The sequence below is a fragment of the Caballeronia telluris genome (assembly GCF_001544495.1).
Lineage (GTDB): Bacteria > Pseudomonadota > Gammaproteobacteria > Burkholderiales > Burkholderiaceae > Caballeronia > Caballeronia telluris.
Window position 1 is genome coordinate 289903 of record NZ_FCNZ02000001.1, and the last position, 25972, is coordinate 315874.

The 25972-nt window shown below is 65.0% G+C and carries 27 protein-coding genes; 11 read left to right on the forward strand and 16 right to left on the reverse strand.

Annotated features, from left to right (window positions below; genetic code table 11):
• Positions 1 to 126: 126 nt before the first annotated feature.
• Entirely contained in the window at positions 127 to 2241 is a 2115-nt protein-coding gene (locus AWB66_RS01275; protein ID WP_087628444.1) for a response regulator, read from the forward strand.
• 104 nt (positions 2242 to 2345) lie between these two features.
• On the opposite strand, the gene AWB66_RS01280 is transcribed toward AWB66_RS01275, so the two are convergent.
• A complete protein-coding gene (locus tag AWB66_RS01280; protein WP_087628445.1) occupies positions 2346 to 2825 on the reverse strand; it encodes a hypothetical protein in 480 nt (159 codons plus the stop codon).
• Positions 2826 to 3219: 394 nt separating this feature from the next.
• Between AWB66_RS01280 and AWB66_RS01285 the strand changes: the two genes are divergently transcribed.
• Positions 3220 to 3543: a hypothetical protein gene (locus tag AWB66_RS01285; RefSeq protein WP_087628446.1), complete on the forward strand. Its 324-nt coding sequence runs from the start codon at positions 3220 to 3222 to the stop codon at positions 3541 to 3543.
• Positions 3544 to 3673: 130 nt separating this feature from the next.
• Complete coding sequence (locus AWB66_RS01290) at positions 3674 to 4045, forward strand: hypothetical protein (protein ID WP_087628447.1); 372 nt, start codon at positions 3674 to 3676, stop codon at positions 4043 to 4045.
• Between the two features lie 130 nt (positions 4046 to 4175).
• On the opposite strand, the gene AWB66_RS01295 is transcribed toward AWB66_RS01290, so the two are convergent.
• Positions 4176 to 4715, reverse strand: coding sequence for a transglycosylase SLT domain-containing protein (locus AWB66_RS01295; protein ID WP_087628770.1), 540 nt, complete (start codon positions 4713 to 4715; stop codon positions 4176 to 4178).
• 109 nt (positions 4716 to 4824) lie between these two features.
• On the reverse strand, positions 4825 to 6246 hold the full coding sequence (locus AWB66_RS01300) for an MFS transporter (protein WP_268811127.1): 1422 nt from the start codon (positions 6244 to 6246) through the stop codon (positions 4825 to 4827).
• A gap of 188 nt (positions 6247 to 6434) precedes the next feature.
• Here AWB66_RS01300 and AWB66_RS01305 point away from each other — a divergent pair, with 188 nt between their 5' ends.
• Positions 6435 to 7694 (forward strand): YbfB/YjiJ family MFS transporter, encoded by a 1260-nt coding sequence (locus AWB66_RS01305; RefSeq protein WP_087628448.1) that lies wholly within the window; start codon positions 6435 to 6437, stop codon positions 7692 to 7694.
• Positions 7695 to 8052: 358 nt separating this feature from the next.
• The gene (gene treA, locus AWB66_RS01310) at positions 8053 to 9651 is read left to right on the forward strand and encodes an alpha,alpha-trehalase TreA (RefSeq protein WP_235020942.1); all 1599 of its coding nucleotides are present in this window, start codon (positions 8053 to 8055) and stop codon (positions 9649 to 9651) included.
• On the opposite strand, the gene AWB66_RS01315 is transcribed toward treA, so the two are convergent.
• Entirely contained in the window at positions 9648 to 10211 is a 564-nt protein-coding gene (locus tag AWB66_RS01315) for a phosphonate degradation HD-domain oxygenase (RefSeq protein WP_087628450.1), read from the reverse strand. The two genes, treA and AWB66_RS01315, sit on opposite strands and share 4 nt — an antisense overlap.
• A 105-nt stretch (positions 10212 to 10316) precedes the next feature.
• Between AWB66_RS01315 and AWB66_RS01320 the strand changes: the two genes are divergently transcribed.
• Positions 10317 to 10649, forward strand: a complete 333-nt coding sequence (locus tag AWB66_RS01320; RefSeq protein ID WP_087628451.1) for a hypothetical protein — start codon at positions 10317 to 10319, stop codon at positions 10647 to 10649.
• Positions 10650 to 10733: 84 nt separating this feature from the next.
• Positions 10734 to 11315 carry a J domain-containing protein gene (locus AWB66_RS01325; RefSeq protein WP_087628452.1) on the forward strand — a complete coding sequence of 194 codons (582 nt, stop codon included), beginning with the start codon at positions 10734 to 10736 and terminating at the stop codon, positions 11313 to 11315.
• Between the two features lie 15 nt (positions 11316 to 11330).
• On the opposite strand, the gene AWB66_RS01330 is transcribed toward AWB66_RS01325, so the two are convergent.
• From AWB66_RS01330 to AWB66_RS01345, 4 genes are all read right to left on the reverse strand, one after another.
• Positions 11331 to 11582, reverse strand: a complete 252-nt coding sequence (locus AWB66_RS01330; protein WP_087628453.1) for a hypothetical protein — start codon at positions 11580 to 11582, stop codon at positions 11331 to 11333.
• Positions 11583 to 11878: 296 nt separating this feature from the next.
• Entirely contained in the window at positions 11879 to 12253 is a 375-nt protein-coding gene (locus tag AWB66_RS01335) for a VOC family protein (protein WP_087628454.1), read from the reverse strand.
• A 20-nt stretch (positions 12254 to 12273) separates the two neighbouring features.
• Entirely contained in the window at positions 12274 to 12594 is a 321-nt protein-coding gene (locus AWB66_RS01340; protein WP_087628772.1) for a hypothetical protein, read from the reverse strand.
• Between the two features lie 156 nt (positions 12595 to 12750).
• The gene (locus AWB66_RS01345; RefSeq protein WP_087628455.1) at positions 12751 to 13236 is read right to left on the reverse strand and encodes an SRPBCC family protein; all 486 of its coding nucleotides are present in this window, start codon (positions 13234 to 13236) and stop codon (positions 12751 to 12753) included.
• Between the two features lie 241 nt (positions 13237 to 13477).
• On the opposite strand from AWB66_RS01345, the gene AWB66_RS01350 reads away from it, so the two are divergent.
• Positions 13478 to 15706, forward strand: a complete 2229-nt coding sequence (locus tag AWB66_RS01350) for a SulP family inorganic anion transporter (protein ID WP_268811128.1) — start codon at positions 13478 to 13480, stop codon at positions 15704 to 15706.
• A 45-nt stretch (positions 15707 to 15751) separates the two neighbouring features.
• Here the strand turns inward: AWB66_RS01350 and AWB66_RS01355 are convergent, their stop codons facing one another.
• Positions 15752 to 15946, reverse strand: a complete 195-nt coding sequence (locus AWB66_RS01355) for a hypothetical protein (RefSeq protein WP_087628457.1) — start codon at positions 15944 to 15946, stop codon at positions 15752 to 15754.
• 277 nt (positions 15947 to 16223) lie between these two features.
• Here AWB66_RS01355 and AWB66_RS01360 point away from each other — a divergent pair, with 277 nt between their 5' ends.
• Positions 16224 to 16748, forward strand: coding sequence for a DUF3280 domain-containing protein (locus AWB66_RS01360; RefSeq protein WP_087628458.1), 525 nt, complete (start codon positions 16224 to 16226; stop codon positions 16746 to 16748).
• A gap of 147 nt (positions 16749 to 16895) precedes the next feature.
• A complete protein-coding gene (locus tag AWB66_RS01365; protein ID WP_087628459.1) occupies positions 16896 to 17948 on the forward strand; it encodes a beta-propeller fold lactonase family protein in 1053 nt (350 codons plus the stop codon).
• 41 nt (positions 17949 to 17989) lie between these two features.
• On the opposite strand, the gene AWB66_RS01370 is transcribed toward AWB66_RS01365, so the two are convergent.
• Positions 17990 to 20347 (reverse strand): TonB-dependent receptor, encoded by a 2358-nt coding sequence (locus tag AWB66_RS01370; RefSeq protein WP_087628460.1) that lies wholly within the window; start codon positions 20345 to 20347, stop codon positions 17990 to 17992.
• 166 nt (positions 20348 to 20513) lie between these two features.
• On the opposite strand from AWB66_RS01370, the gene AWB66_RS01375 reads away from it, so the two are divergent.
• Positions 20514 to 21554 (forward strand): histidine kinase, encoded by a 1041-nt coding sequence (locus tag AWB66_RS01375; RefSeq protein WP_087628773.1) that lies wholly within the window; start codon positions 20514 to 20516, stop codon positions 21552 to 21554.
• Here the strand turns inward: AWB66_RS01375 and AWB66_RS01380 are convergent.
• Genes AWB66_RS01380 through AWB66_RS01405 form a run of 6 tightly spaced genes read right to left on the reverse strand, consistent with a single transcriptional unit; the run spans position 21479 to position 25912 of the window.
• Complete coding sequence (locus AWB66_RS01380) at positions 21479 to 22186, reverse strand: response regulator transcription factor (RefSeq protein WP_087628461.1); 708 nt, start codon at positions 22184 to 22186, stop codon at positions 21479 to 21481. The two genes, AWB66_RS01375 and AWB66_RS01380, sit on opposite strands and share 76 nt — an antisense overlap.
• Positions 22183 to 23370, reverse strand: a complete 1188-nt coding sequence (gene pqqE / locus AWB66_RS01385; RefSeq protein ID WP_087628462.1) for a pyrroloquinoline quinone biosynthesis protein PqqE — start codon at positions 23368 to 23370, stop codon at positions 22183 to 22185. The genes AWB66_RS01380 and pqqE overlap by 4 nt, the downstream gene beginning before the upstream one ends.
• Before the next feature lie 4 nt (positions 23371 to 23374).
• Positions 23375 to 23638, reverse strand: coding sequence for a pyrroloquinoline quinone biosynthesis peptide chaperone PqqD (gene pqqD, locus AWB66_RS01390; protein WP_087628463.1), 264 nt, complete (start codon positions 23636 to 23638; stop codon positions 23375 to 23377).
• A complete protein-coding gene (pqqC, locus tag AWB66_RS01395) occupies positions 23635 to 24336 on the reverse strand; it encodes a pyrroloquinoline-quinone synthase PqqC (protein WP_125469638.1) in 702 nt (233 codons plus the stop codon). The genes pqqD and pqqC overlap by 4 nt, the downstream gene beginning before the upstream one ends.
• A 20-nt stretch (positions 24337 to 24356) precedes the next feature.
• The gene (pqqB, locus tag AWB66_RS01400) at positions 24357 to 25277 is read right to left on the reverse strand and encodes a pyrroloquinoline quinone biosynthesis protein PqqB (protein WP_087628465.1); all 921 of its coding nucleotides are present in this window, start codon (positions 25275 to 25277) and stop codon (positions 24357 to 24359) included.
• 56 nt (positions 25278 to 25333) lie between these two features.
• Positions 25334 to 25912, reverse strand: a complete 579-nt coding sequence (locus AWB66_RS01405) for a cytochrome b (protein ID WP_087628466.1) — start codon at positions 25910 to 25912, stop codon at positions 25334 to 25336.
• Positions 25913 to 25972 lie beyond the last annotated feature (60 nt).

Below are 25972 nucleotides of genomic sequence, written 5' to 3' on the forward strand. Positions count from 1 at the left end.
CGCGCGCGGCGCGACAGTTTTCGTAATGCTGGCGCACTGCTTGCTTAGACAACCGGTTACTCCCTGCGGCGCACGGTCGGAACGACTGCGCGCCGTCAGCCGCCACACCCTGATTCGACCGTTTGAATGACTGATTCGTCCCATTCCGACCCCGTGACGGCGCGTCTCGACGCGGACCCGCTCACCTTTTCGCCGACCCAGGCTCCGGACGAAGCCGCTTTCGTCGTTCTCGAACCGTCTGCCCATCCCGCCGCGCGACCGGCTCCGCCTGCGCCCGCGGACCCGGCATTCGACGCATTCTTTCGCAGCATGCTCAACGGCAGCAGCGACTGCATCGAGATCGTGCGGCGCGATGGCACGCTGGATTCGATCAACCCTCGCGGTCTGCATCTGAAGGAAATCGACGATTTCGCGGCGCTGCGTGGCAAGCCGTGGGTCTCGCAATGGCCCGACGAGGCGCGCGAACGAGCGCAGGACGCCGCCGATGCCGCGCTTGCCGGCCGTCATTCGCGCTTCGAGGCGGTGTGTCCGACCGCGCGAGGCAATCTGAAGCACTGGGAAGTGACGGTGTCGCCGGTGCCCGATGCGAACGGCGACGTTCAATGGCTCGTGTCGGTCGCGCGCGACGCGACGCCGCGCGTGCTCGCCCAGCGTTCGCTCGACGCGGCGATGCGCGAGCGCGACGCGCACGCGGGGACGCGCGACGTCCACACGGGACTCGCGCAATCCGAGAAGATGGAAGCGATCGGCAAGCTCACGGGCGGCGTCGCGCACGACTTCAACAACGTGCTGCAAGTGATCGGCGGCAACCTGCAACTCGCGACGCAGCACGCCCGCGACGACGCGACGCTCCTGCGTCGCCTTGAAAGCGCGCACGAAGCTGTCGAGCGCGGCGCGATGATCTCCTCGCAACTGCTCGCGTTCGCGCGGCGCCAGCCGCTGGAGCCGGTCGCCATCGACGTCGGACGGCTGCTGCATACGTGCTCCGATGCGTTGCGGCGCACGCTCGGCGAATCCATCGAACTGGACATCGAGATTGCGGACGGGCTTTGCAACACGCTCGCCGACCGCAATCATCTGCAAAACGTGATCGTGAATCTCGCCGTCAACGCGCGCGATGCGATCGACGGCACCGGCAAGCTCGCGATCGTCGCGTCCAACGCGCATTTCGATGCGGACCGCGCGCTCGGCGACGAACTCGTGCCGGCCGGCGACTACGTAATGCTCACCGTGTCGGACAATGGCTCCGGCATGACGCCCGCCGTGCTCGAACGCGCATTCGAGCCATTCTTCACGACCAAGTCGGATGGACGCGGCACCGGCCTCGGCCTCAGCATGGCCTACGGCTTCCTGCGGCAGACGGGCGGCGCGATCCATCTGGAAAGCGCGATCGAGCGCGGCACGACGGTCACGCTCTATTTGCCGTGCACGCCGGAAGAAGAGACGCTTGCGCCCGATACGGCGAACGATCCGGTCACGGGCGGCACGGAGACAATCCTCGTCGTCGAGGACGATCCCGACGTGCGCGCGACCGCCGTCGACATGCTCGCGCAGCTCGGCTATCGCGTGCAGCAGGCGTCCGATGCGCAGAGCGCGCTGACGATGCTCGAAGCCGCCGACGGGCAAATCGACTTGCTCTTTTCGGATGTCGTCATGCCGGGGCCGCTAACGAGCGTCGAACTCGCGCGGCGCGCGAAGGAGACGATTCCGTCGATCTCTGTGCTCTTCACGTCGGGCTATACGGAGAACGTGATCGTGCATAAGGGGCGGCTCGATCCGGGCGTCGCGCTCATCAGCAAGCCGTATCGTCGCGATGCGCTCGCGCACAAAGTTCGCGCGATGTTCCGCGACAGCCACGCGCCGCGCAACGAAACGCCTGAACCGCTGCGCGTGTTGATCGTCGAAGACGATGTCAACACGCGCGATGCCACGCGCGAACTGCTGCAACTGCTCGGCGCGCAGGTATCGGCGGCGGATGACGCAGAGGCGGCGCTCGCGCTCTTCGACGCGCAGTCGTTCGACGTGCTGCTCACCGACGTGCGCATGCCCGGCATGTCGGGCATCGAGCTCGCGCGTGCGGCGAAGCGCGTGCAGCCCGGGCTGCGCGTGGTGTTCGCGTCGGGCTACGGCGCGGGCATCGCAGCCGAACTCGACGACGACATGAGCGGCGCCACGCTGCTGCCCAAACCGTTCGATCTCGACGCGCTTGAAAAGGCCGTCTTCGCTCGCGCCGACGCGTGAAAAGGGGCGAGTCGCAAGACTCGCCCCGAGACGCACATCATGAGCCGCTGCGCGACGCGTGCGATAGCGGCCCGATGTGCGCGATGCGCGTGACGCTTGCCCCGTTACTTCTTCGCAGCGTCGACCTTCGCATCGGCGGCCGTCTTGTTAGCGTCGCTTTGAGCCTCGACTTTTTCCTTGTCGGCCTTTGCTTGCGCCACATCGGCGTCCTTGGCGGCTTCGTGCTTCTTCTTGTCGGCCTTGGCCTGAGCATCGTGCTTCTTCTTGTTCGCCTTGGTTTGCGCCTTCGCGGCATCGCCCCGAGCGTCGGAGGCTTCCGACGGGGTGGTCGCCTTCGCTACCTTTGCGGCTTTCTTGTCGGCGTCGGCCTGTGCCGATGCCTTGTCTTCATTCGCCGACGCCTGCGCTTTCGCGGCGTCGCCCTGCGCTTCGGCCTTCTTCTTGTTGGCCGTTGCCTGTGCTTCACTCATTTCACTGTTGGCCTTCGCCTGAGCCTTGCCGGTCTCCGTTGCCGGCGCGGCCGTTTGCGCGAATACCGTGGTAACCAGCATGGCGGATGCGAGAGCAGCGACAATCTTCTTCATGGTTTTAGACTCCTTTGAAATGTGCACTGCTTGTGTCAGTGCTGTCCGTATCAACGTCGAAGGCGTGACGAGCGTTGACGGTCTTCTGGTGACAAAGGGTAACGAGTCGCGACCAATTGCAACGCGCGTCCGGTAAGAACATCCTGCAGCTGTCAACGTATGGCACGTGCTTACCGATCGCCTGTTTTCGACGATTCCGAAATGATACGGAATCCGAAGCTATTCCCTTAAGCAACGACGTCCAAGGCGCGGACGACAGGACGCTTGGAGAAGGCGATTCGTTGACGCGCAATTGTTTCCGCTGAAATGTACCGTTACCAACTGCTGCAGATATTTCTTCGCGGTCCGCTTAAGATCCGCTCCATATCCCGACGACCGGGACCTGGAGAACCTCATGAAACGCGCAGCAGTTGCTTTGGTGATGATCGGCAGTTTGTCGGTGGCGGGGCAAGCGTCCGCGCACGGCCACGGAGGCGGCGACGGTGGCGCGATCGTCGGCGCGCTGATCGGCGGCGCGGTGCTGGGTGCAATCGTCGGATCGGCGGCGAATGCGGCGCCGGTGTACCAGGCGCCCGTCTACGCCCAGCCGGTGTACACGCAACCCGTCTACGCGGAACCGGCGTATGCGCAGCCCGCGCCGCCGCCGCCCGGATACTGCTTCGATAACTATCGGCGCGCCTACGTGCCGTGCGGCCCCGCCTACGCGCCGGGCTATTGACGGGCGTGGTCTTTCGTCGCTGGAGCCTTTGTCGAAGCCCGGACGCGGCACGCGGTTTGCAAAGAAGTGCATACGGGCGCTGTGACGACTTCGTTGCCGCGCCTGACGCGCACACACTATGGAGGCTGCAATGAAAGCGACGAAGACGATTTTGATTTCCGCACTCGTGCTGGGTCTGTCGGGCGGCGCCTATGCGCAAGGGGCCGGCGGTGGCGGCGGCACAGGCACGGGCGCAGCGGGCGGCGCGAATACAGGCGGCACGGCGGGTAGCACCGGCGCTCCGGCAGCAGGGATGAACGGCGGCGCCGGGATGAACGGCAACGGCATGGGCGGCTCGACCGACGGCACGAGCGGCACCGGAGCGTCGAAGAGCGGCATGGGCAACGGCATGGGCAACGATACGTCGTCGGGGACCATGCAAAGGAAGGCGCCTAATTCGAGCGGCGGGATGAACTCGAACGGCACGAGCGGCACGTCCGGCGGCATGCAGAAGGGCTACTAAGACCTTAGCGCCTTAGCACTTGTAGAAACGCTTGTAGAAACGTAAGAACGCGCGCGCCTTTGACTGTCCATCGCCGGCTTCATGCGGCATCGACGTGGATCGGGCGCGCCGTGCGCTATCGAATGAGACGTTAGTTGGAAGGCATGCCGTCCGCCGATGCATCGACGGAAGGGGCGACGGGCTCAAAGCTCTTCGCGCGCAAGCTGACCTTCTCCGCGTACGCCTTCGATCCGCCATAGCTTTTCAAAGCAGAATCCACATCGCCTTGCGCGGACCTCAGGTAGCCGTTCAGTATTGCCGAGCCCACCTCGATATTTGCTTCCGGTTCCATCAGATCGACATTGCGCACGAGCCGCTTGTGCGCCGCCGGGACGACCTGCATCAGACCCGTCGCGCCGTTTGCGCCTTTAGCCTTCTCCTTGAAACGCGATTCGATGGAGATGATCGCGAGAAGAAGCGCCGGAGGAAGCGAATATTTCGACGCCGACGACATCACCGCCACCGAAATCTGCTGAGCCTTTTCCCGTGCCACGCCGAATTTTTGCGAAATGACACGCGAAATGCGTTCGCTCGCTTGTTGTCCGGCGGGATCGGCTTGCGCGTTCTCCTGCGCAGCGACGCCTTGCGTCAGGCTGAGCGAAACGAGCGAAATAAGGAGAAGACGGCGCATGAGGTTAGGCGGGAAAAGCAAAAACGGCATTATACAGACAATAAAATTCCTTGCAAATCATGGAGTTGGTGAAATTCCGTCGCCGCTTCGCGCCGCCGGCGCGCCCGCGCTATCGCGTTTCCGTGTGACTCGCGGCCTTGCGACCCGGCGTCGAAATGCCGGCGCCCGCTTCCGGCGAGAGTCGCGCGAACATCGGCAGTGAGCCGAGCACGATGGCCGCCGTGACCAGGAATCCGCACGCAAGCTGCCAGCGCTCGGCATGCGCGCTGCCGGACATCAGCATCGTGACCTGGATCGTGCCCGCCGCCACGGTCACGCCGACCGCCTTCATCAACTGCTGCGCGGTTCCCTGAAACGAGGTCGCCGCGGCCAGTTTCGGGCGCGGCACGTCGGCGAAGGCGAGCGCGCCCATCGTCGCGAACGAGAGCGAACGGCTCAGGCCGCCGAGCAACAGCAGCACGAAGATCGCGGCGGCGGGCCACGCCTGCGACATCGTCGAGCAGATGGCGAGCACGATCGCGAACGAGACGCTCCCCGCGCACAACACGGTTCGCACGGAAAAGCGGCGCAGCGCGAGCGCGGTCATCGGCCGCATGCAGAACGAGCCGAGCGCGCTCGCGAACGTAATGAGGCCGCTCGCCGATGCGCTGTAGCCGAAGCCGGTCTGCAGTGTCAGCGGCACGAGAAACGGCAGCGCGCCGGCGCCCGCGCGAAAGAGACTGCCCGCGATCGTCGCGGCGTGGAAGGTCGGAATCGCAAGCAACGAAAAGTCGACGGCCGGGTCCGGCACGCGTTTGCAATGCCGCACGCCGAGCCAGAAGAGCAGCGCGCCGCACGCGGCGAGCAGCCACGGCAAGCCGTGGGGCAGGAAGCCGCGCCCGGCGCTTTCGATGCCGATCATGAAGAGCGAGAGCGACGCGCCGATCATCACCATTCCGCGCACGTCGGGCGGCCGCTTGTGTTCGGGATGCGAAGGCGGCAGGAGTCGCCATGTCAGCAGCAATCCCGCGATCCCGACCGGCACGTTGACCCAGAAGATGCTGCGCCACGACAGCGTATCGGTGAGAAAGCCGCCGAGCGGCGGTCCGAGCAACGGGCCGATCAGCGCGGGCATCGTGAGCCAGGTCGTCGCTTGCAGCAGTTCTTCGCGCTTCACGCCGCGAAAGAGAATGAGCCTTCCGACCGGCACCATCATCGCACCGCCGAGCCCCTGCACGATGCGCGCGGCGATGAGCGTCGCGAGACTCGTCGACGCCGCGCACGCGATCGACGCCAGCGTGAAGGTGGCGATGGCCCACATGAAGACGCGCCGCGCGCCGAAGCGGTCCGCGACCCAGCCGCTCGCCGGAATGAACACCGTGAGCGCGACGAGGTACGCGGTGATCGCGCTGGAGAGATGCACGGGATCGACGTTCAGATCGCGCGCCATCGAAGGAATGGCGGTCGCGACGATCGTGCCGTCCATGTTCTGCATGAAGAGCGCACTCGCGACGACGGCCGCGGTGAGGCGAAAGTTTCCTGGCTTGTTCACGGGCTTGTAGGTGCGTCGAGTCCATCGACGAATGACGGGCGAAGGCCAGTCTACTTGAACGCGCGCGAGCAGGTGTCGGCGCTTAGCGTGCGGTATCCGGTGTATGCGGGCCTGTAGCGTGGAACGGTCTTAACGGTCGGCAAGTGCTCGCGATACCATAGGCGACCAATCCGCCACCACAAGAACCGATGACCGACGACACCGGCAGCACCGCACGACGACACGAAGCGACATGGACAGCGTCGGACCGTGCGGCGCGCTCGCGCAAAGAGACGCTGGCGCTCGCGGCGTGCCTGTCGCTCGGCAGCGCGATCGCGCTCGGGCTCACGCGCTTTTCCTACGCGCTCTTGCTGCCTTCGATGAAGGCGGACCTCGGCTGGACCTTCGCGCAGGCTGGCGCGATGAACACGGCCAACGCGCTCGGCTATTTGCTGGGCGCACTCGTCTTTCCACTTTGCTCGCGACGCTGGACGGCGGGCATGTCGTTCGTCGCGGGCTGTGTCGTGACGGCGATCGTGATGGCGATAAGCGGCGTGCTCGCCGATACCGCTGCGCTGCTCGCACAGCGGGTCGCGACGGGCATCAGCAGCGCGTTCATCTTCATCGGCGGGGGCGTGCTGGCGGCGCGGCTCGCGTCGTCGCATCCGCGCGACGCGGGGCTCGTGCTCGGCCTGTACTACGGCGGCGCCGGATGGGGCATCGTGGTCTCCGCGCTGCTCGTGCCGTCGAGCATACGAAGCGGCGCGCATGGCTGGCAGCTCGCGTGGTTCGCGCTGGCGCTCGCGTGCGCGGTGTTGTCGGTATTCGCGGTCGGCGCGGCGCGGCGCATCGAGTCCGGCGATCTGACGCAAGCCGGCGGGCAGGGCGCCGGCCAGACACTCGCCGACGCGCCTCGCTGGCCGAGCTTCGCTCGCATGCTCGTCGGCTATTTTTTCTTTGGCGTCGGCTATATCGGCTACATGACGTTCATCATCGCGATGTTGCGCAACGGCGGCATGAGCGCTTCTGCCGTCACTGCGTTCTATGTGCTGCTCGGGCTGGCGACGGTGGCGTCCGCGCGGCTGTGGTCCCGGCTGCTGGACCGAATGCGCGGCGGGCAGGCGCTTGCAACGCTCAACGGTTTGCTCGCGCTGGCTACCATCATGCCCGTGGTGTTTGGATCGACTGTCGTCGCGTTCTTGTCTGGCATGCTCTTCGGGGCGACGTTCCTGTCGGCCGTCGCGTCGACGACGGCTTTCGTTCGGCACAACCTGCCGGCCGCGCGCTGGGCTCAAGGGATCAGCGCTTTTACCATCGTGTTCGCGTTCGGGCAGATCGTCGGGCCGATGGTCATCGGGCTGATCTCCGATGGCGCCGGGCTCGCGCGAGGGCTCGTTTATTCGGCAGCGTTGCTCGCTGTGGGGGCGGGGTTCGCTGCGACGCAGAGAGCGTTGTTGGTTCAGCGTTGAAGGTGTTCCGGCTTACACAAATAGTCGATAACAAAGGCCCGCCAGCATTCGCCGGTCGGTCTTTTCACGCATGATGTCGCCTGCACCTGCCTGACCGTCGCGCTGACGCTGAAGTAGCGCCTGCTGCGCCGCAACGGCGCACGAGTTGTGCCCGGACTAAACCGCCACGCGATGGTTGCGAAGCCCATCGCCCTCATGCGATCCTTCGGCGGCGAACATCGAGAGCGCCTCCAAGGCGTCGGGCGCCGCGCGTCATTCCTCTGCGGCCACGTGAGCGAGACCAAGTCCGGTTCGTAATCCCTTGCGAGGAGGAGACATGGTCGTGACGTCGATACACCATCACACTGGCTTTGAGACGATGCGCAGACAAGCCGCGGCCCGCGTGCTAAGCGCATTGATCCTGTTCGGAGCCGTAGCGTACGAGGCGCAAGCCGATACGCAAACCGGCCCGACGCTGCCGCCGCCGCCGAGCGTGCTCTACGGCGATCTGTTCGTCGCGGTGCAGACGGCGCAGGTCTATCCCGACCAGAAGACGTTCGTCGACGCGACTCCTAAAGCCGACCCGGCCACCATCGTCGCGTACTACGAGCAGCAGAAGAACAACCCGGGCTTCTCGCTCTCCGCGTTCGTCGCGCAATACTTCACGCCGCCGACCGATCAGGTCATCACGCCGCCGCCGAACCAGACGTTGCGCGAGCACATCGACTGGCTCTGGCCCAGGCTCACGCGTGTGACGACGTCGGCGACGGTGCCCGCCAACAGTTCGCTGATCCCGATGCCGAAGCCCTATGTCGTGCCGGGCGGGCGCTTTCGCGAGGGCTACTACTGGGACACCTATTTCACGATGCTCGGCTTGCAGGAAGCGGGCCGCGAGGATCTCGTCGACGACATGCTCGACAACTTCGCGTATCTGATCGACACCATCGGTCATATTCCGAACGGCAACCGTACGTACTACGTGAGCCGCTCGCAGCCGCCGTTCTTCTCGTACATGGTGGAGCTCGCCGCGCAGAAAGAAGGCGGGCGCGTCTATCAGAAGTACCTGCCGCAAATGCGCCGCGAATACGCCTACTGGATGCAGGGCGCAGGCGCGCTCAAGCCAGGCGACGCCGCGCGCAACGTCGTGATGCTGCCGGACCATACGGTGCTCAACCGCTACTGGGATGCTTCCGACACGCCGCGCGACGAGTCGTATCTGGAAGACGTGACGACGGCCAAACAGGTGCCGGGGCGCGCGCCAAACGAGGTGTATCGCGACCTGCGCGCGGCGGCCGAGAGCGGCTGGGACTTCAGCTCGCGCTGGTTCGGCGACAACATGACGCTCGCCACCATCCGCACGACGTCGATCGTTCCCGTCGATCTGAACAGCCTCATGTTCCACCTCGAAACGACGATCGCGCGCGGCTGCGGCGAGGCGCGCGACTTCGGCTGCGTCGCGCAGTTCATCGGGCACGCGGCAAAGCGCGCGCTTGGCATCAACAAGTATCTGTGGAACGACAAAGGCTATTACGGCGACTACGACTGGCGGCTCGCGAAGCCGCGCGACAATGTGTCGGCGGCGGCGCTCTATCCGCTCTTTGCCGGCGCGGCGTGGCCGGAGCGCGCGCACCGCACGGCGCGCGCGGTCGAGGCGCAACTGCTCAAGCCCGGCGGCCTCGCGACCACGACCTACACGACCAGCCAGCAATGGGACGCGCCCAACGGCTGGGCGCCGCTGCACTGGATCGCCATCGAAGGGCTGAAGCGCTATGGACGCAGCGAGCTCTCGCAGCCGATCGGCATGCGCTTTCTCGCCGACGTGAAGAACGTCTATGCGAAACAGCAGAAGCTCGTCGAGAAATATGTCGTCGAGGGTGCGGGCACGGGCGGCGGCGGCGGCGGCGAGTATCCGTTGCAGGACGGCTTCGGCTGGACCAACGGCGTGACCCTCAAGCTGCTCGATCTCTATGGCGGCTAGCGGTTCGCTTCGACCGGCTTCACGATGCTGTCGGCGATCGCGAGGAAGTGCGCGAGCGTGGGTGTCGAACGCGATGCGTCTTTCGCGAGATCGTCCCAGCGTCGCAGGAACATCGCGTCTTCGGCGAAGGGCTTCGCGAGGAACGCCTGCGCCTCGTCTTCGCTAAAGACGCCGCCTTGCAGGCGCAGACTGCGCACCGAGTCCGCGGACAGTTTCGCGCGATACGCGGGATCGATCGCGCACAGGCAGCGCTTTGCGTCGACGTGAAGGCGGATCGGTTCGAGCACCGCGTCCGCGAAGAGCGCGCGCAGAAAGGGCAGGGCGTAGTACTGATGCAGGTCGTCGATGCCGCGTTCGGTCGGCGTCTCGCCTTGCCGGTTCAGCAGATGCCCGAGGTCGTGCAGCAGCGACGCCGTCACGAGTTCCGCGCTCGCGCCGGAGTCTTGCGCGAGCGTCGCTGTCTGCAAGGCGTGCTGGCGTTGCGTGACGGGTTCGCCGCTGTAGGCGAGCGCGCCGTATGTATCGAAGAGATGTTGGATATCGGCGATCGAAAGTGCCATCGTGTGTCGCGAGAGTGGAGCGGGTCGTCGCGCAGCAGCATAACGCTGGCGTGTGTCGATCCCGTGTCGCCGGGCGGCATGGCCCACCGAAGCTGGAGAAATCCAATGCCCCTTGCATCCGATGGCAAGCACGCACCGCTCGCTGGCCTCGACCGCGCGTCGAAGCGCGCGGTGCGGCGCCTTGCATGGCATTTCGCGCAACGGCATTGGGGACTGCATCTGCCGGCCGTCGTGTGGATCGCGCTCGTCTTCGCGCACACGCGGTACGGCGTGCTGCCCGAGCGCCGCGAGTATCTCGTCGCGACCGTCGCGCTGTTCGCGGTGGCGGTGCTCAACATCAGGCTGCACATCCGCCGCCAACTTCCGGCGGCGCGCGCCGTCTTCGACCGGCTTGGCGCCGAGGGCGTGAGCCACATCACGGGACGCCGGATGCCGTGACGTGCGTCATGCTTCGCCCCGTCGCGAGCGTGCCTTTTTCGCATGTTACGAAGGTCCGCGACCCGAACACGAACCGAACGCACGATGGCAACGCTATACGAAACGCTGGGCGTCGATGAACACGCCACCGACGACGAAATCAAACGCGCCTACCGCAAGGCCGCGATGCGCTGTCACCCGGATCGCAACGTCGGTAGCGAGGACACCGCGCGCGCCGCGTTTCAGGAGATCAAGGAAGCCTACGCGATCCTCTCGGACCCGGCGCAGCGGCAGGTCTACGATTCGATCTTCGCGGAAGAGATGCGCCGCTGGGAAGCGCAGCGGCAGCAGGAAGAGGCCGAGGAAGCCGAACGCCGCGCGGCCGCGCAGGCGGCGGCCGAGGCCGAGTATGCGGAGCGCGTGGCGCTCGCAATGCACTTTGCCACGCAAGGCTACAACCGCGATGTAGTTTTCGGCGTGCTGCTCGGCCAGCGATGCGACGCGCAAGCCGCAGGTCAGATCGCTGACAGCGCCATCGCGCTGCATATCTCGCGGCAGCGGCAGACGGCAGGAGAACAAGAAGAAGCGCAGACGGTAACTGAGGATCAGGATAAGGAGAAGGAACCTGCGCAGGCCCATCATCTCGGCGCGCTGTGGTTCCAGTTTCTCAACGGCCTGAAGTTCTAGCCGCGACTCAGGGATTCACGCTGCGAGCCTTTCGACATGCATCTTCACGCGATCGCTGTCGGGCGGGAAGACGCACCAGAAGCCGTCGTCGTGGCGGAAGAAAAAGAGTGAACGTGTACCGGTTGGCTGCGAAGTCTCGACGCGCACATACCGCCTGTGGCCGACCCGCGTACGGCTGAATTCCATCACGTGGACCGGCGCAGAGCACCCGGGCGCAAGCCACTTTTCGACCTGATACCGCAGGGACCGCTCACTCGTGCTTTTCATTTCCACTCTCCATCTCACCGGTTGCTGCCGCCTTGCGCGGACTGCGCGCATCGCGTAACCGAGCCGGCTGCCGCGTCGCACCACACACTTGAGAAAGCACTTTAACTCTACGCTTCGAAAGCTTCGGTGTGCGGTTTTTGGCGAAATAGCAACAGCGCGATTCTTTCTTTCGATGCGTGCCTTCAGCGTGCGCGCGGGCGCAAAGCGGGTCTGTGCGCCATCGTTCATAGGATTCGAGAACGTCGCGGGAAAGACCCTTGACGGAGATGAAGCGAAACTCGTGCCGGGAAAATCCGCTATGAACCGAGCGGACGCGCGAAGCTGAGTTCGTGGCCGTCGGGGTCGCTGACGTGGAAGTAGCGCTCGTTCCACGGCGCGTCGCGTGGCGCGAAAGACGGCTTGATGCCCGCCGCCATCAGCTTGCGATAAAGCGCGTCCACGTCGGACACATAGATGATGACGCGTCCCCATCCGCTGACGGGCTCGTGCGCCTCCGCGATCAGGTTGAGGAACGCTCCGCCGATCGCGAACGACGTGAACGCTTCCTGCGGACCGCCGTACAGCAGGGTCATGCCGAGCGTCTGGTAGAAGCGCACCGCGCGCTGCATGTCGCGGGTCACGAGCGTGATGGCACTCAGGCTTTCGAAGCTCGGCTCGGTCAACAGGTTCATCGTCGGCGGTCGTCGGGTGGTCAGTGATGAGGATGCTGCGACACGAGCGGTAGCACGGAAAGATCCGGATGCGTGCCGTCGATGATGGTCTTGCCCACGTGCCGCGCGTCGTCGACGGCATCGTCGGCGGACTTGAACTCGTCGTTGCCGTCGGCGTGAAAATGAACGGCTTCCCCGGGCATAGTCGCGTTCGCGCCGTGCCGGCACACGTGGCCGATATACACGTAGCGTTCGATCGTGCGCGGCGGCGCGTGCTCCGGTGCCGTTTTCAGTTGCGGCAGCACATGGATTTCGAAGCCTTCGTATTCAAACACGTGCCATTGAGCAGGTTCGTCGGGCATGAGCGCCTCCTTGTTGGCGAATGTGCGGAGCGAACGTGCGTGTCGAACGCCTCGCGAAGCGAGCAGCGAAAAGAGCAACGAAGCGCCGGGCCGCTCCGGTCCAACGTTACTCCAGTTGACGGTTCGAATCCATCGAAGGGTGCGGCCGCGCGCGGTCTACCATTGTTCGATGCGAATCAGCCGCGCGTTGAGCCGCCGCGCGAGGGCATGACCGCCTTCGCGCATGATGACGTCGTGGTTCCAGCGAAAGAGCGGGCGCGCGAGCGGCGCGAGCAGGTTCATCCAGAAGCGTGTGGTGCGCACGTGCCAGTCGTAGCGGATCTGCGTTCCTTCGGCCAGCGCGCTAAAGCGCCAGCAGCCGGTGCCTTCAACCGTGCCGCTCGCTTCGCCTTCTAGCGCGCTCAGCGGCTCGACGCGGGTGACGCGCATGTCGAAGACCACGCGATACGGCAGCACGCCGCGCCATACATAGCGATGCAGCGCGCCGACGCCGTCGTGGTCGCCGCGCTTCAATTCGACGGTGCGCTCGACGTTCTTCCACCAGTCGGGCCAGCGCGCGGCATCGTGGATGACATCCCACACGCGCTCGATGTTCGCGTCGATGCACCAGACGGTCGAGAAGCGGTATTCGGTGAGTGGCATGTTCGTGGTTTTTACGTTGCCTTTTCGCCTGGGTCGCCAGTCGTCACGTCAGACGAATCGGACGACGCGCCTCGCGGCGTTGTCTCTTCAGTGTAGGTCGCGCAGTTCGCTCACGATATGCGCCTGCCTACGCGGAAAATTGACACGTCCGCGCGGCGCGGCGGATACTCGTCGGCGGATCGCGTGCCGCGCGCCGTTGCACGTTCAGCATCGCATCGCCGACACGCATCGGGAGAGCGCCGTGAAGCCAGCCACCGCAGGTTCCGGAAGCGATCCAGGCGACACACGCATCGCGCGCTTGTTCGGCGACCTCGCGGCAGGCACGCTCTCGACGCTCGTCATGCTGTGCTACGCGATGAGCCTCGGCACGATGATCTTCAGCGCCGACCTCGCGCGCTACGCCGAACTCGGCGTGCCGACTGCGCTCGTCAGTTGCGTCGTGACGGCGCTCGTCATCGCGCTCACGAGCTCGATGCGCATGAACATCGGCGGCCCCGACAGCAATGCCACCGCGTTTCTCGTCGGCGTGGCGGCGGGGGTTGCGAGCAGCGTGCGCGCGAACGGCGGATCGCCCGCCGCCATCCTGCTGACCGTGCTGATCTCGATCGCGCTGTGCTCGATCGTGACGGGCATCATTCTCTTCTCGATCGGGTCGTCGAAACGCAGCCGGTCGCTGCAATTCCTGCCTTATCCCGTGATGGGCGGCTTTCTTGCCGGCACCGGCTATCTGCTGCTCACTGGCGCGTTTCGCGTGCTGACGGGCCATGCGCCGAGCTGGCAGGCGGTGCCGCTGCTCGCGCATCTGCACTGGCTCGCGTGGGTGCCGGCGCTCGTCGTGGGCGCGCTCGCGACCGTGCTTTATCGCGTGTGGAAGCATGCGGCCGTGCTGCCGGCCACGCTCGCCTTCGGCATCGCGCTCTTCTATGTGCTGCTGCACGCGGCGGGCATTCCCATCGACGAGGCGCGCGACATGGGCCTCTTGCTTCAGCACGTGCCGATGCATGCGCTGCAGCTTCCCGAGCTGCACTTGCCGCGCTCGCTCGCGCAGGGCAACGTCGACTGGCACGCGATCGGCGCGCATCTTCCGGAGACGCTCGTGGTGACGTCGGTGTCGGCGATCACGATCCTGATGAACTCGACGGCGATCGGCGCCGCGACCGGCCAGGACGTCGACCTGAACCGCGAGATGCGCGTGGCCGGACTCGCGAACATCGCGAGCGGGATGCTGGGCGGCATGGTCGGCTACCAGTCCTACAACCGCACGATGCTCAACGCGCGCGCCGGCGCGACGAGCCGCGTCGCGGGCGTGTTCGCCGCGCTCGCGTGCCTCCTGGTGCTCGCGGTGTCGCCGGATCTGGTCGCGCTCTTTCCGGTGCCGGTGCTCGTCGGCCTGCAGATCTTCATGGGCCTGCGCCTCCTGATGGACTGGCTCGTCGGCGCGTGGGGCAAGCTCGACTGGAACGAGTACCTGCTCGTGCCGCTGATCCTCGGCGTGATCGCGGTCTATGGCGTGGTGGCGGGCGTCGTCGCGGGCGTGCTCGCCGCATGCGTGACGTTCGCGCTGCTCTACGGGCGCGTGAGCTGCGTGCGCATGGAGTTCGACGGCAGCACGCGGACCTCGAACGTCGAGCGCACCATCGAACAGGCCGAACGCCTCAAGGAGCATGGCTCGCAGGTGTGCGGCACCTGCCTGCAAGGCTTTCTCTTCTTCGGCACCGCCAACTCGATCCTGCATCGCGTGCGCGAACGGCTTGGGCGCAGCGGACCGATGCCGGTGCGCTACGTCGTGCTCGACTTCGGCGCGACGAACGGCGTGGATGCTTCCGTGTCGGTCAGCTTCATGAAGCTCAAGCAGGTGTGCGAGGCGCGGGGCGCCGCGCTCGTGCTGACCGGCTTGCCCGCGCGCTCGCGGCAACTGCTTGCGCGAACGGGCACGCTGAGTCTGGGCATCCACGAATTCGACACGCTCGATGCGGGGCTCGAATGGATCGAGGAGCGTCAGCTCGACACCGGCGCCGGCCAGCATCACACCGACGAAGCCGATTTTCACGCGAGCCTCGCGCATCACTTCACGCCGCCCGCGCTCGAACGCCTGATGGCGTGCCTGGAGATGCGCGAGATCGGCGCGGGCGAGTTGCTGTTCCGGCACGGCGAGCCGGGCGACGCGATCTTCATCGTCGAGCAAGGGCACGTGAGGGTTTCGCTCACGCTCGCGGACGGGCGCGCGGTGCGGCTGCGCTCGTTCGGGCCGGGGACGATCGTCGGCGAGATGGCGGTGTATTCGCAGCGTCCGCGCAGCGCGGACGTGATCGCCGACGAACCCGCGCGGCTATGGCGGCTTTCGCTCGCAGCGTTGCAGCAGCTTGAGCGCGACGAACCGCTGACCGCGCAACAGTGGCACCGGTTTGTCGTGAAGGTGATGGCGTCGCGGCTCGCGATCGCGGACGACGCGTTGCGCGTGGCGTTGTGAGCGATGCGGTGGCGCGTCGAAGGGTCACCGCACGCCGCGCAGGCTTCAGATATACGTTCCCTTGATGCGGCCTTCGAAGATGGCGGTGTTGATCTCCCAGTCGTCGACCGTGCCGACACCGTTGTTGTCGACGCGCACCTGAACGGCCCGGCCGCCGATAAGCTGCTTCATTTGATCGCGGTTCAGGGTGGCTTCTTCTTCGGAGAAGGGAAGGTCTTTGATGATGAGGGCGCGTTCCATGATGGGCTCCTTGAGGTCGGACGCAAGCACGGCGTGTGCTCGTCCGATGGTTTGCAAGGCCTGTGCCAATCGTGCGAAGCGGGGTCGTTGCCTGCGCGAAGCGAAGCGGGATAAGGCTCGCGGCCTTCATGCGCGATGCGTGTGATGCCGCTCGTGTTGGCTTCGGTCGAACAGGCAGCGCGCCGCAGTTGGTCCGCATGCGACGCATGCGCGTTGAATTCCTGGCCGCGTTGATTTAACTTCGATCCGTTGCTAGTCGTCTGGAAAAGGAGAACCCATGAACCGGCAGACCATCGCTTGCACCCTTGTCGCGTGCTTTTGCATGCTCGCTTCGCAGGCGCACGCCGCGCCCCGCTCGATCGCGCTCGTCAACTGCGCGCTAATCGACGACAACGCCGCCTACAACGACGCCGAACTCACGCGCGTCCAGAACGCGCGGCTCGGCATGATCAGCGACGAACTGCGCGATCAGTTGCGCTCGCGCGAACTCTTCCACGTCGCCGACAACGCGCCGGCCGGGAAACTCATCGCGAGTCTCCAGGCATCGCAGGATCTCAACGCGTGCAACGGCTGCGAACTGGAAGTGGGACGCGCGCTCGGCGTCGATCGCGTGGGCGTCTGCTGGGTGCAGAAGATCAGCAACCTGATCCTCAACATCAACCTGCGCGTCGAGGATGTCGCGACGGGCAAGGCGGTGTTCCAGCGCTCCGTCGATATTCGCGGCAATACCGACCTGTCCTGGCGGCGCGGCGTGAAATCGCTCGTCGATCTGCTCGCCGCCGACGCCGGCGCGACACGTTGACCCGTCCGCGCGCGGCCGAATTCGGGAAAATCTCCCGGCGTCTGCCATTGTCAAGCGAACGCCTGATGGGCTAACTTGGCTAACGGGGCTCGCGCATCGTGGCGGCATCGCCTGTGCGCGGCAAAGAACAATACGCCGGAGACGAACATGCAAGACAGATACAAGGCGGCGCGCCTCGCGCTGCTTTCCGCGACGACGCTTGCCGCAAGCGCCTTCAACGTCGCCCACGCCGCCGCGCCGGTCGCCTACGTGACGAGCGAGACGGCGGGCGTCGGCGTGATCGACCTCGACCAGATGACGCTCACGAAAATCATCTCGCTCGGCAAGGATGGTCCGCGCGGACTGAGCCTGAATGCGGACGGCACGCGCCTCTACGTCGCGAACAAGGCGACGGGCGATCTCTCGGAGATTGATACGTCGACGGGGCAGATCGTGCGCCGCGCGAAGATCGGCCAGAACCCGGAGTTCGTGCGCGTGTTCAAGGGCTACGCCTACGTGACCTACGAGCCGGGCGAGAGCGGTCCGCCGGGACAGCCGCCGCAGGAAGAGAAGGAAGACGAGAACTCGCCGCCGGCGGAGGTTGCCATCGTCGATCTGAAAAGCTTGAAGGTCGTGCATTCGGTGAAGAGCGGGCGCGAGACGGAAGGCGTCGAGTTTTCGCCTGACGGCAAGGAAGTTCTCGTGACCAACGAGGGCGACGATACGGTGTCGGTATATCGCGTGGGGACGGGCAAGCCCTTGCGCACCGTGAAGCTCGCAAAGGGATCGCGGCCGCGCGGGATCAAGGCGTCGCCTGACGGCAAGCAGTATGTCGTCACGCTGGAGAACGCCAACAAGTTCGTCGTGCTCGATGGGCGCAGCCTGAAGACGCTGAAGACCGTCGATACGAAGACGGGGCCGTATGGGATCGCGTTCGGGCCGGACGGCAAGCGGCTTTTCGTGGCGGCATCGCGGGACAAGACCTTGCAGGTGTTCGATGGCAAGACTTATGAACACGTGAGCGATGTTCCCGTGGGGCAGCGGTGCTGGCACTTCAGCTTCACGCCGGACGGGGCGAAGCTGCTGCTTGCGTGCGGGAGGTCGAATGCGGTCTACGTGCTCGATGCCGCGAACTATCAGACCATCAAGCAGATCGGCGAGTTGCCATTGGCCTGGGGGATCGTTACTTTTCCGCCTTCGGCGGGGTCGATCGGGCGGTGAGGTTTTGCTGGCGCTTGTTTCAAGCAAGCGCCAGCAGCCATTCACTTCCATGCATACCGCATTCCCACCCAGGCGCCTCTGGGCGCACCGAGCCCAAGAAACTGCTCATTGACGGTGTCCGCTCCGTTGAACGTATGGTTCGGCCCGTTGAAGAAGTTCTCGCCGAGAATCCCGAACGTCGAGTACTTCTTGTTGAGCAGATTCTTGACCGTGGCAAACACCTGCAACTGCTTCGTGACGTTGTACGTCGTATCGAGGTCGATCAGGAAATACCCTGGGATCTTGCCGTTCGTGTCCTGATTGTTCTCGTCGCCGCGCGCAAAGATACTGCCGCGATACGACAGGTTCGTACCGATGTTCCACTTCGGCGTCGCCGCATAGTCGAGCCTCACCTTCACCGTGTTCGCCGGAATGCCCGGGATGCGGTCGCCCGAATGCACCGTGATGTTGCCGTCGTCATCCGCGCTGGAATTGCTCCCGGCGCTCTCCGTCCACGTCGACCGATACGTGGCGTTCACATAGCTGTAGCTCGCCGCAATGCCGACCGGTCCGTACTGCGTGCGTCCCGCGAGTTCCAGCCCCTGCCGGCGCGTCTTGCCGACGTTCTGGAAATAGCCCAGCGTGCTCGCCGCGCCCTGGCTGCTCACGAACTGGATGTCGTCGGTGAGATTCGTGCTGTAGATGGCCGCGCTCCACGTCGTCGCGTTGCCGAGGCGCCCGCGCGCACCCACTTCGAACGTCTTGGAGATCACGGGCTTTAGCGGCGGGTCCGCGATGAAGTCGTTCGGCAAGGAACAGGGCGCGGCCGGGTCCGCGCACGCAAGCTCGATCGCCGTCGGCGAACGCATGCCTTCGTTGTAGGTCGCGTAGGCCGTGAACGCGGGCGTCGGGTTCCAGTTGAATCCGATCGCCGGATTGAAGCGCGAGAACGTATGGTTCCCGTCGAGCAGCGGCTGCACGCCGCTCTCGTCGGCGATCACGGCCTTCGACCAGTTGTAGCGCCCCGCGAGCGTCATCGACCACTGTTCGTTGAACGAAAACGTATTCTCGAAGTAGATGCCCCAGTTCTGGTTGCGCGTCTTCGCATCGGTCTGCGGATTGAAGCCGCCGATGCCCACGGTCGCGCGCGAGTCGGTGAAGAACGCATCCTGCGATGCCTGCGTGAAGTGAGAGTTCGCGAAGTCTCCGGCGGCACCGAGCACCAGCTGGTTGTCGCGCCCGAAGAGCTTGTTGAGCAGCGTGAGCTGCAAGCTGCCGCCATAGCTGTCGGTCACGATCACCGACTGGTCGTTCGTCGCCTGGATGTCGTCGATGTCGCCGTTGTCCTCGACCGTGCCGAACTCGTCGTTGACGTTGCTGCTCGTGTTCTTGTTGCGGTAATGGCGGTAGTACAGGTTGCCGGAAAGCTGGACGTTCGGGTTGAAGTAGTGATCGCCGGAAAGCGTCAGGTAGCCGACCTGATTTTCGTTCGTGTCGGGATACGTGTACGCCTGCTTGCGATTGTCGAGGAACGATGTCGGGATCGTCTGGCTGCCGTCGAGCGTGTTGTCGGCGGCGCCCATCGAAAGGGAAATCGTGGTGTCGGCGTCGGTGTAGCGCAGCTTGCCGAACGCCTGGCGCAGCTTGCTCGCGTTGTGTTCCGCCCAGCCATTGTCGTTCGTGACGTTGGCGGTGAAGTAGTAGTCGAGGTTGCTGCCGATCACCCCGCCTTGTTCGATCTGCGCGGTCTTGCGCCCGAACGAGCCGAAGCTCGCTTCGACATTCCCGCCCGGATTGGAGCGGCCGTTCTTGGTCGTCACGACGACGGCGCCGCCGAGCGTGTTCAGGCCGAAGGTCGGATTCGAGCCCGGCACGATCTGGATCATGTTGATCGCGGCCTGCGGAATCAGGTCCCAATTGACGACGTCGCCAAACGGTTCGTTGACGCGCACGCCATCCAGAAACACCGAAAGCCCTTGCGGCGTGCCGAGCAGCGGCGACGCCGTGAAGCCGCGATAGTTGATGTCGGCCTGCGAGCCGTTACCCTGCGCGTCGTTGATGTCGACGCTGACGACGTTGGCCGCGAAGTAATCGGAGATCGTCTGCGGATGCTGGGCGTCGATGTCGCGTCCGCGGATCGTCTGCACGTTCGCGGGCACTTTTTCGAGCGGCGTGCCGACGCCGAGCAAAGGCGTCGTGCCGACCACGACGATCGAGGGCAGCGCCTCCGCCTGCACGGGTGCGGGCGCGGCCTCCGATGCCGCGACGGGCGCAGAAGCCGCGGACGCCGCCGACGGCGCTTCGGCCTGTGCCCACGCGCTGACGGTGATGCTCGCGAGTGCGCCGCCGAAGCAGAGCCGCAACGCGGATCGGGGTTTGAACGGATGCGCTTGCCCTATCTTGCGCGTCATGCTCTTCATCGTCGTCTCCACACGCTTGTTTTATGTGCTTGAGCCTTTGATGTAAGCGTCGCATAAGATTTCGCCAGCGCCCCGGGAAGTTCTCCCGATCGCGCTGGGAAACGTTCCCAAACGAATCCGCACGTACCCGCGCGAGGCGAGGCCCATGCGTACAATGCCTTCCGTGATGCCACCCGACTCCCTGCCATTGCCCGCGAAACGTGCCATGCCTCGCTCGACGGTGCGGCGCGATCTCGCGTTCGTCTTCGCGCTTACCGCGCTTGCCGGTGCGCTCTTTTCCGTCTTCGATTTCAGCGAGCTGGCGTATCACTGGACCCGCAGCGCCGAGCGCTTTCAACTCGACGAACTGCCCGGCACGCTCGTCGTGCTCGCAAGCGGGAGCGCGTGGTTTGCGTGGCGGCGCTATCGCGAGTCCCAGCAGGAACTGGGACGCCGCCGTGCGCTGGAGGAACAAGCCGAGCGGCTGCTCGCCGACAACCGGCGCCTCGCGATGCAGGGGCTCGATGCGCAAGAGACCGAGCGGCGGCATCTGGCGCGCGAACTGCACGACGAACTCGGTCAGTATCTGAATGCGATCTCGCTCGATGCCGGGCGCATCCGCGATTTGTCGGCAGAACGCGAGCCGGAGATTCACCGGCTCTCGCTCGCGCTGATGCAAAGTGCAAACCACGTGTACCGCGAGATCGGTGGAATGATCCGGCGTCTTCGGCCAATCGGCCTCGACGAATTCGGCCTGCCGACCGCCATCGAGCATTGCGTCGAAAGCTGGCGCGAGCGTCTGCCGCACGCGAGCTTTGCGCTTGCCGTCGACGGCGATTTTTCCGGCCTTTCCGATGCGCTCAATATCACGCTCTATCGGCTGGTGCAGGAGGGATTGACCAACGTGTCGAAGTTCGCGCGCGATTCGCGCGTCGAGATTTACCTCGTGCGCGCACCGGGCGGCGACGCGACTTCGGATGCGGGCGAGATCGTCGTCACGATGGCCGACGACGGGCCCGGCATGGACCTCGCCAAGCCGCGCCGCGGGCTGGGTCTGATCGGCATGCGCGAGCGCGTGGAAGCGCTCGGCGGCGAGTTCCACATCGCGAGCCAGCCCGGCGACGGCTTTCTCTTTTGCGCGCGCGTCTCAGCTCACGCAGGCGTGCCGGAGCCGAGCGGACCGAGCGAGCCGAACGAGGGCGTGCCGCCCGCGAAATCGGAAAAATGAAGTCCGAGGCGGTTCGCCATCTGCGCGAGCTGCACACCGTTGTCGGCGCCGAATTTCTGACGGATCGTCGACTGATGGTTCGCTACCGTCTTCTGGCTCAGTCCGAGCTTCTCCGCGATGCTCGGTAACGTGTAGCCCTGCACCAAAAGACGCAGCACTTCGAATTCGCGCGCCGAAAGTTGCCGTCCGGGCGGCCCTTCCTGGAACGTCGTGCGCAAGGCGAGCGCCTGCGAGACATCCGCGCTCAGGTAGCACACGCGCCTCGCCACTGCGCGCACCCCTTCGACGAGCACATCGGGCGCGCTTGCCTTCGTCACATAGCCGCGCGCGCCGGCATCGAGTGCGCGGCGCACGAAGATCGCTTCCTCGTGGACGCTGAAGATGAGCACGTGCGCATCCGGCTCGCGCGCGAGCATGCGCCGCATCGCTTCGATACCGCTCGCGCCCGGCAGCGCTAGATCCATCACGACGACATCCGGACGCAGCGCGCAAAATCGTTGATACGCTTCGGACGCGTTGGCGGCCTCGCCCGCGACGCGCACGTCGGGGCTCAGTTCGAGCAGACGCCGGTAGCCCTCGCGCACGACCGCGTGATCGTCGACGAGCAGGACCGAGATGTCGGCGGTGATCATGTTCGCGCTCCCTTGGGCGGATCGTCGGACGCGGCGGGCTTCGACGTGAAGCGCCGCGAATTGGCATCGTTGCGAAAGACGACGGGATGCTCGTTCGGCTCGCGCGCGGCGGCGGCACGCACGACCTTGACGACGCTCTCGTGATGCGGTGACTTGTCGCAAACCGGATCGGCATTCGCGGGGTCTTGCGTGAGCAGATACGCCTGGCAGCGGCAGCCGCCCAGATCGATGGTCTTCTCTTCGCAACTGCGGCACGGTTCCTTCATCCAGTCGAAGCCGCGAAAGCGGTTGAACGCATCGCTCTCGTACCAGATTTCGCGCAGCGGCACGTCCTTCACGTTCGGGAAGGTGAGGCCCGGCAGCGAGCGCGCGGTGTGGCAGGGCAAGGCGGCGCCATCGGGCGCGACGCCGAGGAACACCGAGCCCCAGCCGTTCATGCAGCGCTTGGGACGCCGCTCGAAGTAATCGGGCACGACGAAGAAGATCTTGCACCGGTCGCCGATCTCGCGGCGATAGCGCTCGACTACCGCTTCCGCTTCCTTTAGCTGCTCGGCGGTCGGCATCAGTTGCGAGCGGTTCGTGTGCGCCCAGCCGTAGTACTGCGTGTTCGCCAGTTCGAGATACTCGGCGCCCATCGCGAGCGCCATGTCGATGATCTTGTCGACGTGCGGCAGGTTGTAGCGATGCAGCACGCAGTTGAGGACCATCGGGAAGTCGTGCGCCTTGATCGCCTGCGCGACGCGGTTCTTCAGGTCGAACGTGCGCGTGCTGGAGAGGAAGTCGTTGAGTTCCTGCGTCGAGTCCTGAAACGACAACTGGATGTGATCGAGACCCGCGTCCTTGAGCGCGTCGAGCCGCTTGTCGGTCAGGCCGACGCCCGACGTGATGAGATTCGTATAGAACCCGAGCTTGCGCGCCTCGCCGACGAGTTCTTCCAGATCGTCGCGCAGGAGCGGCTCGCCGCCGGAAAAGCCGAGCTGCGCCGCGCCGAGCGCGCGCGCTTCGCGCAGCACGTCGATCCATTGTTGCGTCGTGAGTTCGCTGCTGTGGTCCGCGTAGTTCACGGGGTTGTAGCAGAACACGCAATGCAGCGGACAGCGGTACGTCAGTTCGGCGAGCAGCCACAGCGGCGGCGCGATTGTCGCCGGCCTGGCTTCGGTCATCGGTTGCGAGAGATCGGTCATGCTCTTACTCCAGCCAGCCGCGCGATTGCGCGCCGGCGACGAACGCGCGCACGTCGGCATCGAGCCCGGTTGCGTTGAACGCCTGTTCGAGATCGGCGACGAGCGCGGGCAGATCGCGCGTGCCGTCGCAACGCAGAAGAATCTGCGCGGCGCTCTGGTTCAGCTTCACCATGCCTTCCGGATACAGCAGGACGTGCGCGTCCTGCGCCGGTTCCCACTGCAGGCGGAACAGCTTCTTGAGCTTCGGGCGATGGGCTTCGTCGTTCATTGCGGGAACGCCTTTTCGATGGAATCGAGCATGGTCCAGAGGATGTCGAGCTTGAACTGCAGGATTTCCAGCGCGCGTTCCTGCTGCTCGCGGCGCGTGAAATGATCGAGCGTCACTTCGAGTCCATGTTCGACGTCGCGCTGCGCGAGCGAGATGCGCGAGCGAAAGTAGGCAAGGCCGACCGGTTCGATCCACGGATAGTGCTCGGGCCATGTTGCGAGCCGGTCCTTGTGGATTTGCGGCGCGAACATCTCCGTAAGCGACGAGCACACCGCTTCCTGCCACGGCGCACGGCGCGCGAAGTTCACATAGGCATCGACGGCGAAGCGCACGCCGGGCGTCACGTGTTCGAGCGACCAGAGTTCGTCGCGCGTGAGGCCGACTGCATCGCCGAGCCGTGCCCATGCTTCGATGCCGCCTTCGTTGTCGCCATAGCCGTCGTGATCGAGAATGCGCAGCACCCAGCGGCGGCGCGTTTCGCGGTCGGGGCAGTTCGAAATGACGGCGCCATCCTTTAGCGGAATGTTGATCTGATAGTAGAAGCGGTTCGCGACCCAGCCGCGGATTTGTTCGCGCGAACAGCCGCCGCTATTCATCTTCACGTTGAACGGATGATGGATGTGGTACGCCGTGCCCTTCGCGCGCAACTGCGCTTCGAATTCGTCGCGGGTCCAGGCGGCTTGTGTCTCTTTCTGCATCGATGATTCTCCATGCCTCTTCATAATTCGAACGACATGCCGTCGCTCGCGACCTCGATGCCGTGTTCAGCGAGGATGCGCCGTTCGGGGCCGTCCTCGACGAGTATCGGGTTCGTGTTGTTGATGTGGATCAGCACCTTGCGCGCGCCCGGCCGGTCGATCGAATCGAGCACTTCGATCATGCCGCCCGCGCCCGATTGCGCGAGGTGTCCCATGTCGGCGCCGGTCTTCTTCGAGAGACCGAGGCGGATCATTTCGTCGTCGGTCCAGAGCGTGCCGTCGACGAGGATCAGGTCCGCGTTCGACATTGCCTCGTACACGTGCGGCTCGATGGCGCCGAGGCCGGGCGCGTAGAACACGCGCCGGTCAGAGACCGTATCGGTGAAGACGAGGCCGATGTTGTCGCCGCGTTCGGGCGCTTCGCGATGCGGCGAATAGGGCGGCGCCTTGCTCGTGAGCGGCAGCGCGTCGATGCGCACGTTCGGCAGCGCCGGTACCGAGAGCGCTTGTCCGTCGAGCGCGATGCGATGGCGTTCGACGCCGCAGTAGTGCGCGAGGATCGACGTGACCGGAAAGCCGGTCGAGAGGTCTTGCCACACGGGATCGGTCACGTAGAGCGGCAGCGGCGTGTCGCGTTCGCGCAGCATCAGGAGACCGGTGACGTGATCGATTTGCGCGTCGATGGTGAGCACGGCGGCGATGCCCGAATCGCGCGGGCGGCGCGCGGGTTGCAGCTCAGGGTTCGCGGCGATCTGCGCGAGGATGTCGGGAGACGCGTTCACGAGCAGCCAGTCGCGGCCGGTTTCGCTGATCGCGATGGAGGATTGGGTGCGCGGAATCGCCTTCAGCGTGCGTTTGCGAACGCCGTCGCAGTTGCGGCAGTTGCAGTTCCACTGCGGGAAACCGCCGCCAGCCGATGAGCCGAGCACTTTGATCTTCATTCAGACATGTCCTTCGTTGGGATGGGTTTAACACGACAACAAGTGCAACCAAAACATCACGTCCACATGCGCCGCAAGAGCCCATCGCGATCGATAAAGTGATGCTTCATCGCCCCGGCAAAATGCAAAAGAATCAGCGCGATCAAGACCCAGGCAATCACGCCATGCGCGGTAAAGAACGCTTCTCGCAACTGCGGATCGTCGCGTCCCCACTGCGGCAGCGGCAACCCCCAGAACTTGGTCCCGTACTTGTTGAACGACGAACCCAGATACCCGGTCAACGGCATCGCCACCATGCCGACATATAAAAGAGCCTGCGTGGTGCTCGCGGCGGCGCGTTGCCACGCTCCCATCGGCGGCAGAGGCGGTCGACCGTAAGCCATGCGTACCATGATGCGGATCAGCACCAGCAGGAAAACCGTCATGCCCAGCGACTTGTGGAAGTTGATCACCGTCGACTTGAACGGCAGTCCCTTCGGCAAGCCCACCATATACAGTCCGACGCCAAGCATCGCGATGATGCACAGCGCGATCAACCAGTGCAGCACGACAAGCGGACGGGCGAAGCGCTGCGTGTCAGCGCTCGTCCGTTCGTCGGGTTCGCGCGTCGCACCGGGCGATTGCGCAGTGTTCATGTCGAGGCTCCTCGTCGAATGCCGCTGGTTTCGCCAGCGCTCGCGCGCTCGCTCGCGTCT

Coding starts and splice junctions, on each gene's coding strand:
- AWB66_RS01275 (WP_087628444.1), top strand. CDS start 127: ATGACTGATTCGTCCCATTCCGACCCCGTGACGGCGCGTCTCGACGCG.
- AWB66_RS01280 (WP_087628445.1), bottom strand. CDS start 2,825: ATGAAGAAGATTGTCGCTGCTCTCGCATCCGCCATGCTGGTTACCACG.
- AWB66_RS01285 (WP_087628446.1), top strand. CDS start 3,220: ATGAAACGCGCAGCAGTTGCTTTGGTGATGATCGGCAGTTTGTCGGTG.
- AWB66_RS01290 (WP_087628447.1), top strand. CDS start 3,674: ATGAAAGCGACGAAGACGATTTTGATTTCCGCACTCGTGCTGGGTCTG.
- AWB66_RS01295 (WP_087628770.1), bottom strand. CDS start 4,715: ATGCGCCGTCTTCTCCTTATTTCGCTCGTTTCGCTCAGCCTGACGCAA.
- AWB66_RS01305 (WP_087628448.1), top strand. CDS start 6,435: ATGACCGACGACACCGGCAGCACCGCACGACGACACGAAGCGACATGG.
- treA (WP_235020942.1), top strand. CDS start 8,053: ATGCGCAGACAAGCCGCGGCCCGCGTGCTAAGCGCATTGATCCTGTTC.
- AWB66_RS01315 (WP_087628450.1), bottom strand. CDS start 10,211: ATGGCACTTTCGATCGCCGATATCCAACATCTCTTCGATACATACGGC.
- AWB66_RS01320 (WP_087628451.1), top strand. CDS start 10,317: ATGCCCCTTGCATCCGATGGCAAGCACGCACCGCTCGCTGGCCTCGAC.
- AWB66_RS01325 (WP_087628452.1), top strand. CDS start 10,734: ATGGCAACGCTATACGAAACGCTGGGCGTCGATGAACACGCCACCGAC.
- AWB66_RS01330 (WP_087628453.1), bottom strand. CDS start 11,582: ATGAAAAGCACGAGTGAGCGGTCCCTGCGGTATCAGGTCGAAAAGTGG.
- AWB66_RS01335 (WP_087628454.1), bottom strand. CDS start 12,253: ATGAACCTGTTGACCGAGCCGAGCTTCGAAAGCCTGAGTGCCATCACG.
- AWB66_RS01340 (WP_087628772.1), bottom strand. CDS start 12,594: ATGCCCGACGAACCTGCTCAATGGCACGTGTTTGAATACGAAGGCTTC.
- AWB66_RS01345 (WP_087628455.1), bottom strand. CDS start 13,236: ATGCCACTCACCGAATACCGCTTCTCGACCGTCTGGTGCATCGACGCG.
- AWB66_RS01355 (WP_087628457.1), bottom strand. CDS start 15,946: ATGGAACGCGCCCTCATCATCAAAGACCTTCCCTTCTCCGAAGAAGAA.
- AWB66_RS01360 (WP_087628458.1), top strand. CDS start 16,224: ATGAACCGGCAGACCATCGCTTGCACCCTTGTCGCGTGCTTTTGCATG.
- AWB66_RS01365 (WP_087628459.1), top strand. CDS start 16,896: ATGCAAGACAGATACAAGGCGGCGCGCCTCGCGCTGCTTTCCGCGACG.
- AWB66_RS01370 (WP_087628460.1), bottom strand. CDS start 20,347: ATGAAGAGCATGACGCGCAAGATAGGGCAAGCGCATCCGTTCAAACCC.
- AWB66_RS01375 (WP_087628773.1), top strand. CDS start 20,514: ATGCCACCCGACTCCCTGCCATTGCCCGCGAAACGTGCCATGCCTCGC.
- AWB66_RS01380 (WP_087628461.1), bottom strand. CDS start 22,186: ATGATCACCGCCGACATCTCGGTCCTGCTCGTCGACGATCACGCGGTC.
- pqqE (WP_087628462.1), bottom strand. CDS start 23,370: ATGACCGATCTCTCGCAACCGATGACCGAAGCCAGGCCGGCGACAATC.
- pqqD (WP_087628463.1), bottom strand. CDS start 23,638: ATGAACGACGAAGCCCATCGCCCGAAGCTCAAGAAGCTGTTCCGCCTG.
- pqqC (WP_125469638.1), bottom strand. CDS start 24,336: ATGCAGAAAGAGACACAAGCCGCCTGGACCCGCGACGAATTCGAAGCG.
- pqqB (WP_087628465.1), bottom strand. CDS start 25,277: ATGAAGATCAAAGTGCTCGGCTCATCGGCTGGCGGCGGTTTCCCGCAG.
- AWB66_RS01405 (WP_087628466.1), bottom strand. CDS start 25,912: ATGAACACTGCGCAATCGCCCGGTGCGACGCGCGAACCCGACGAACGG.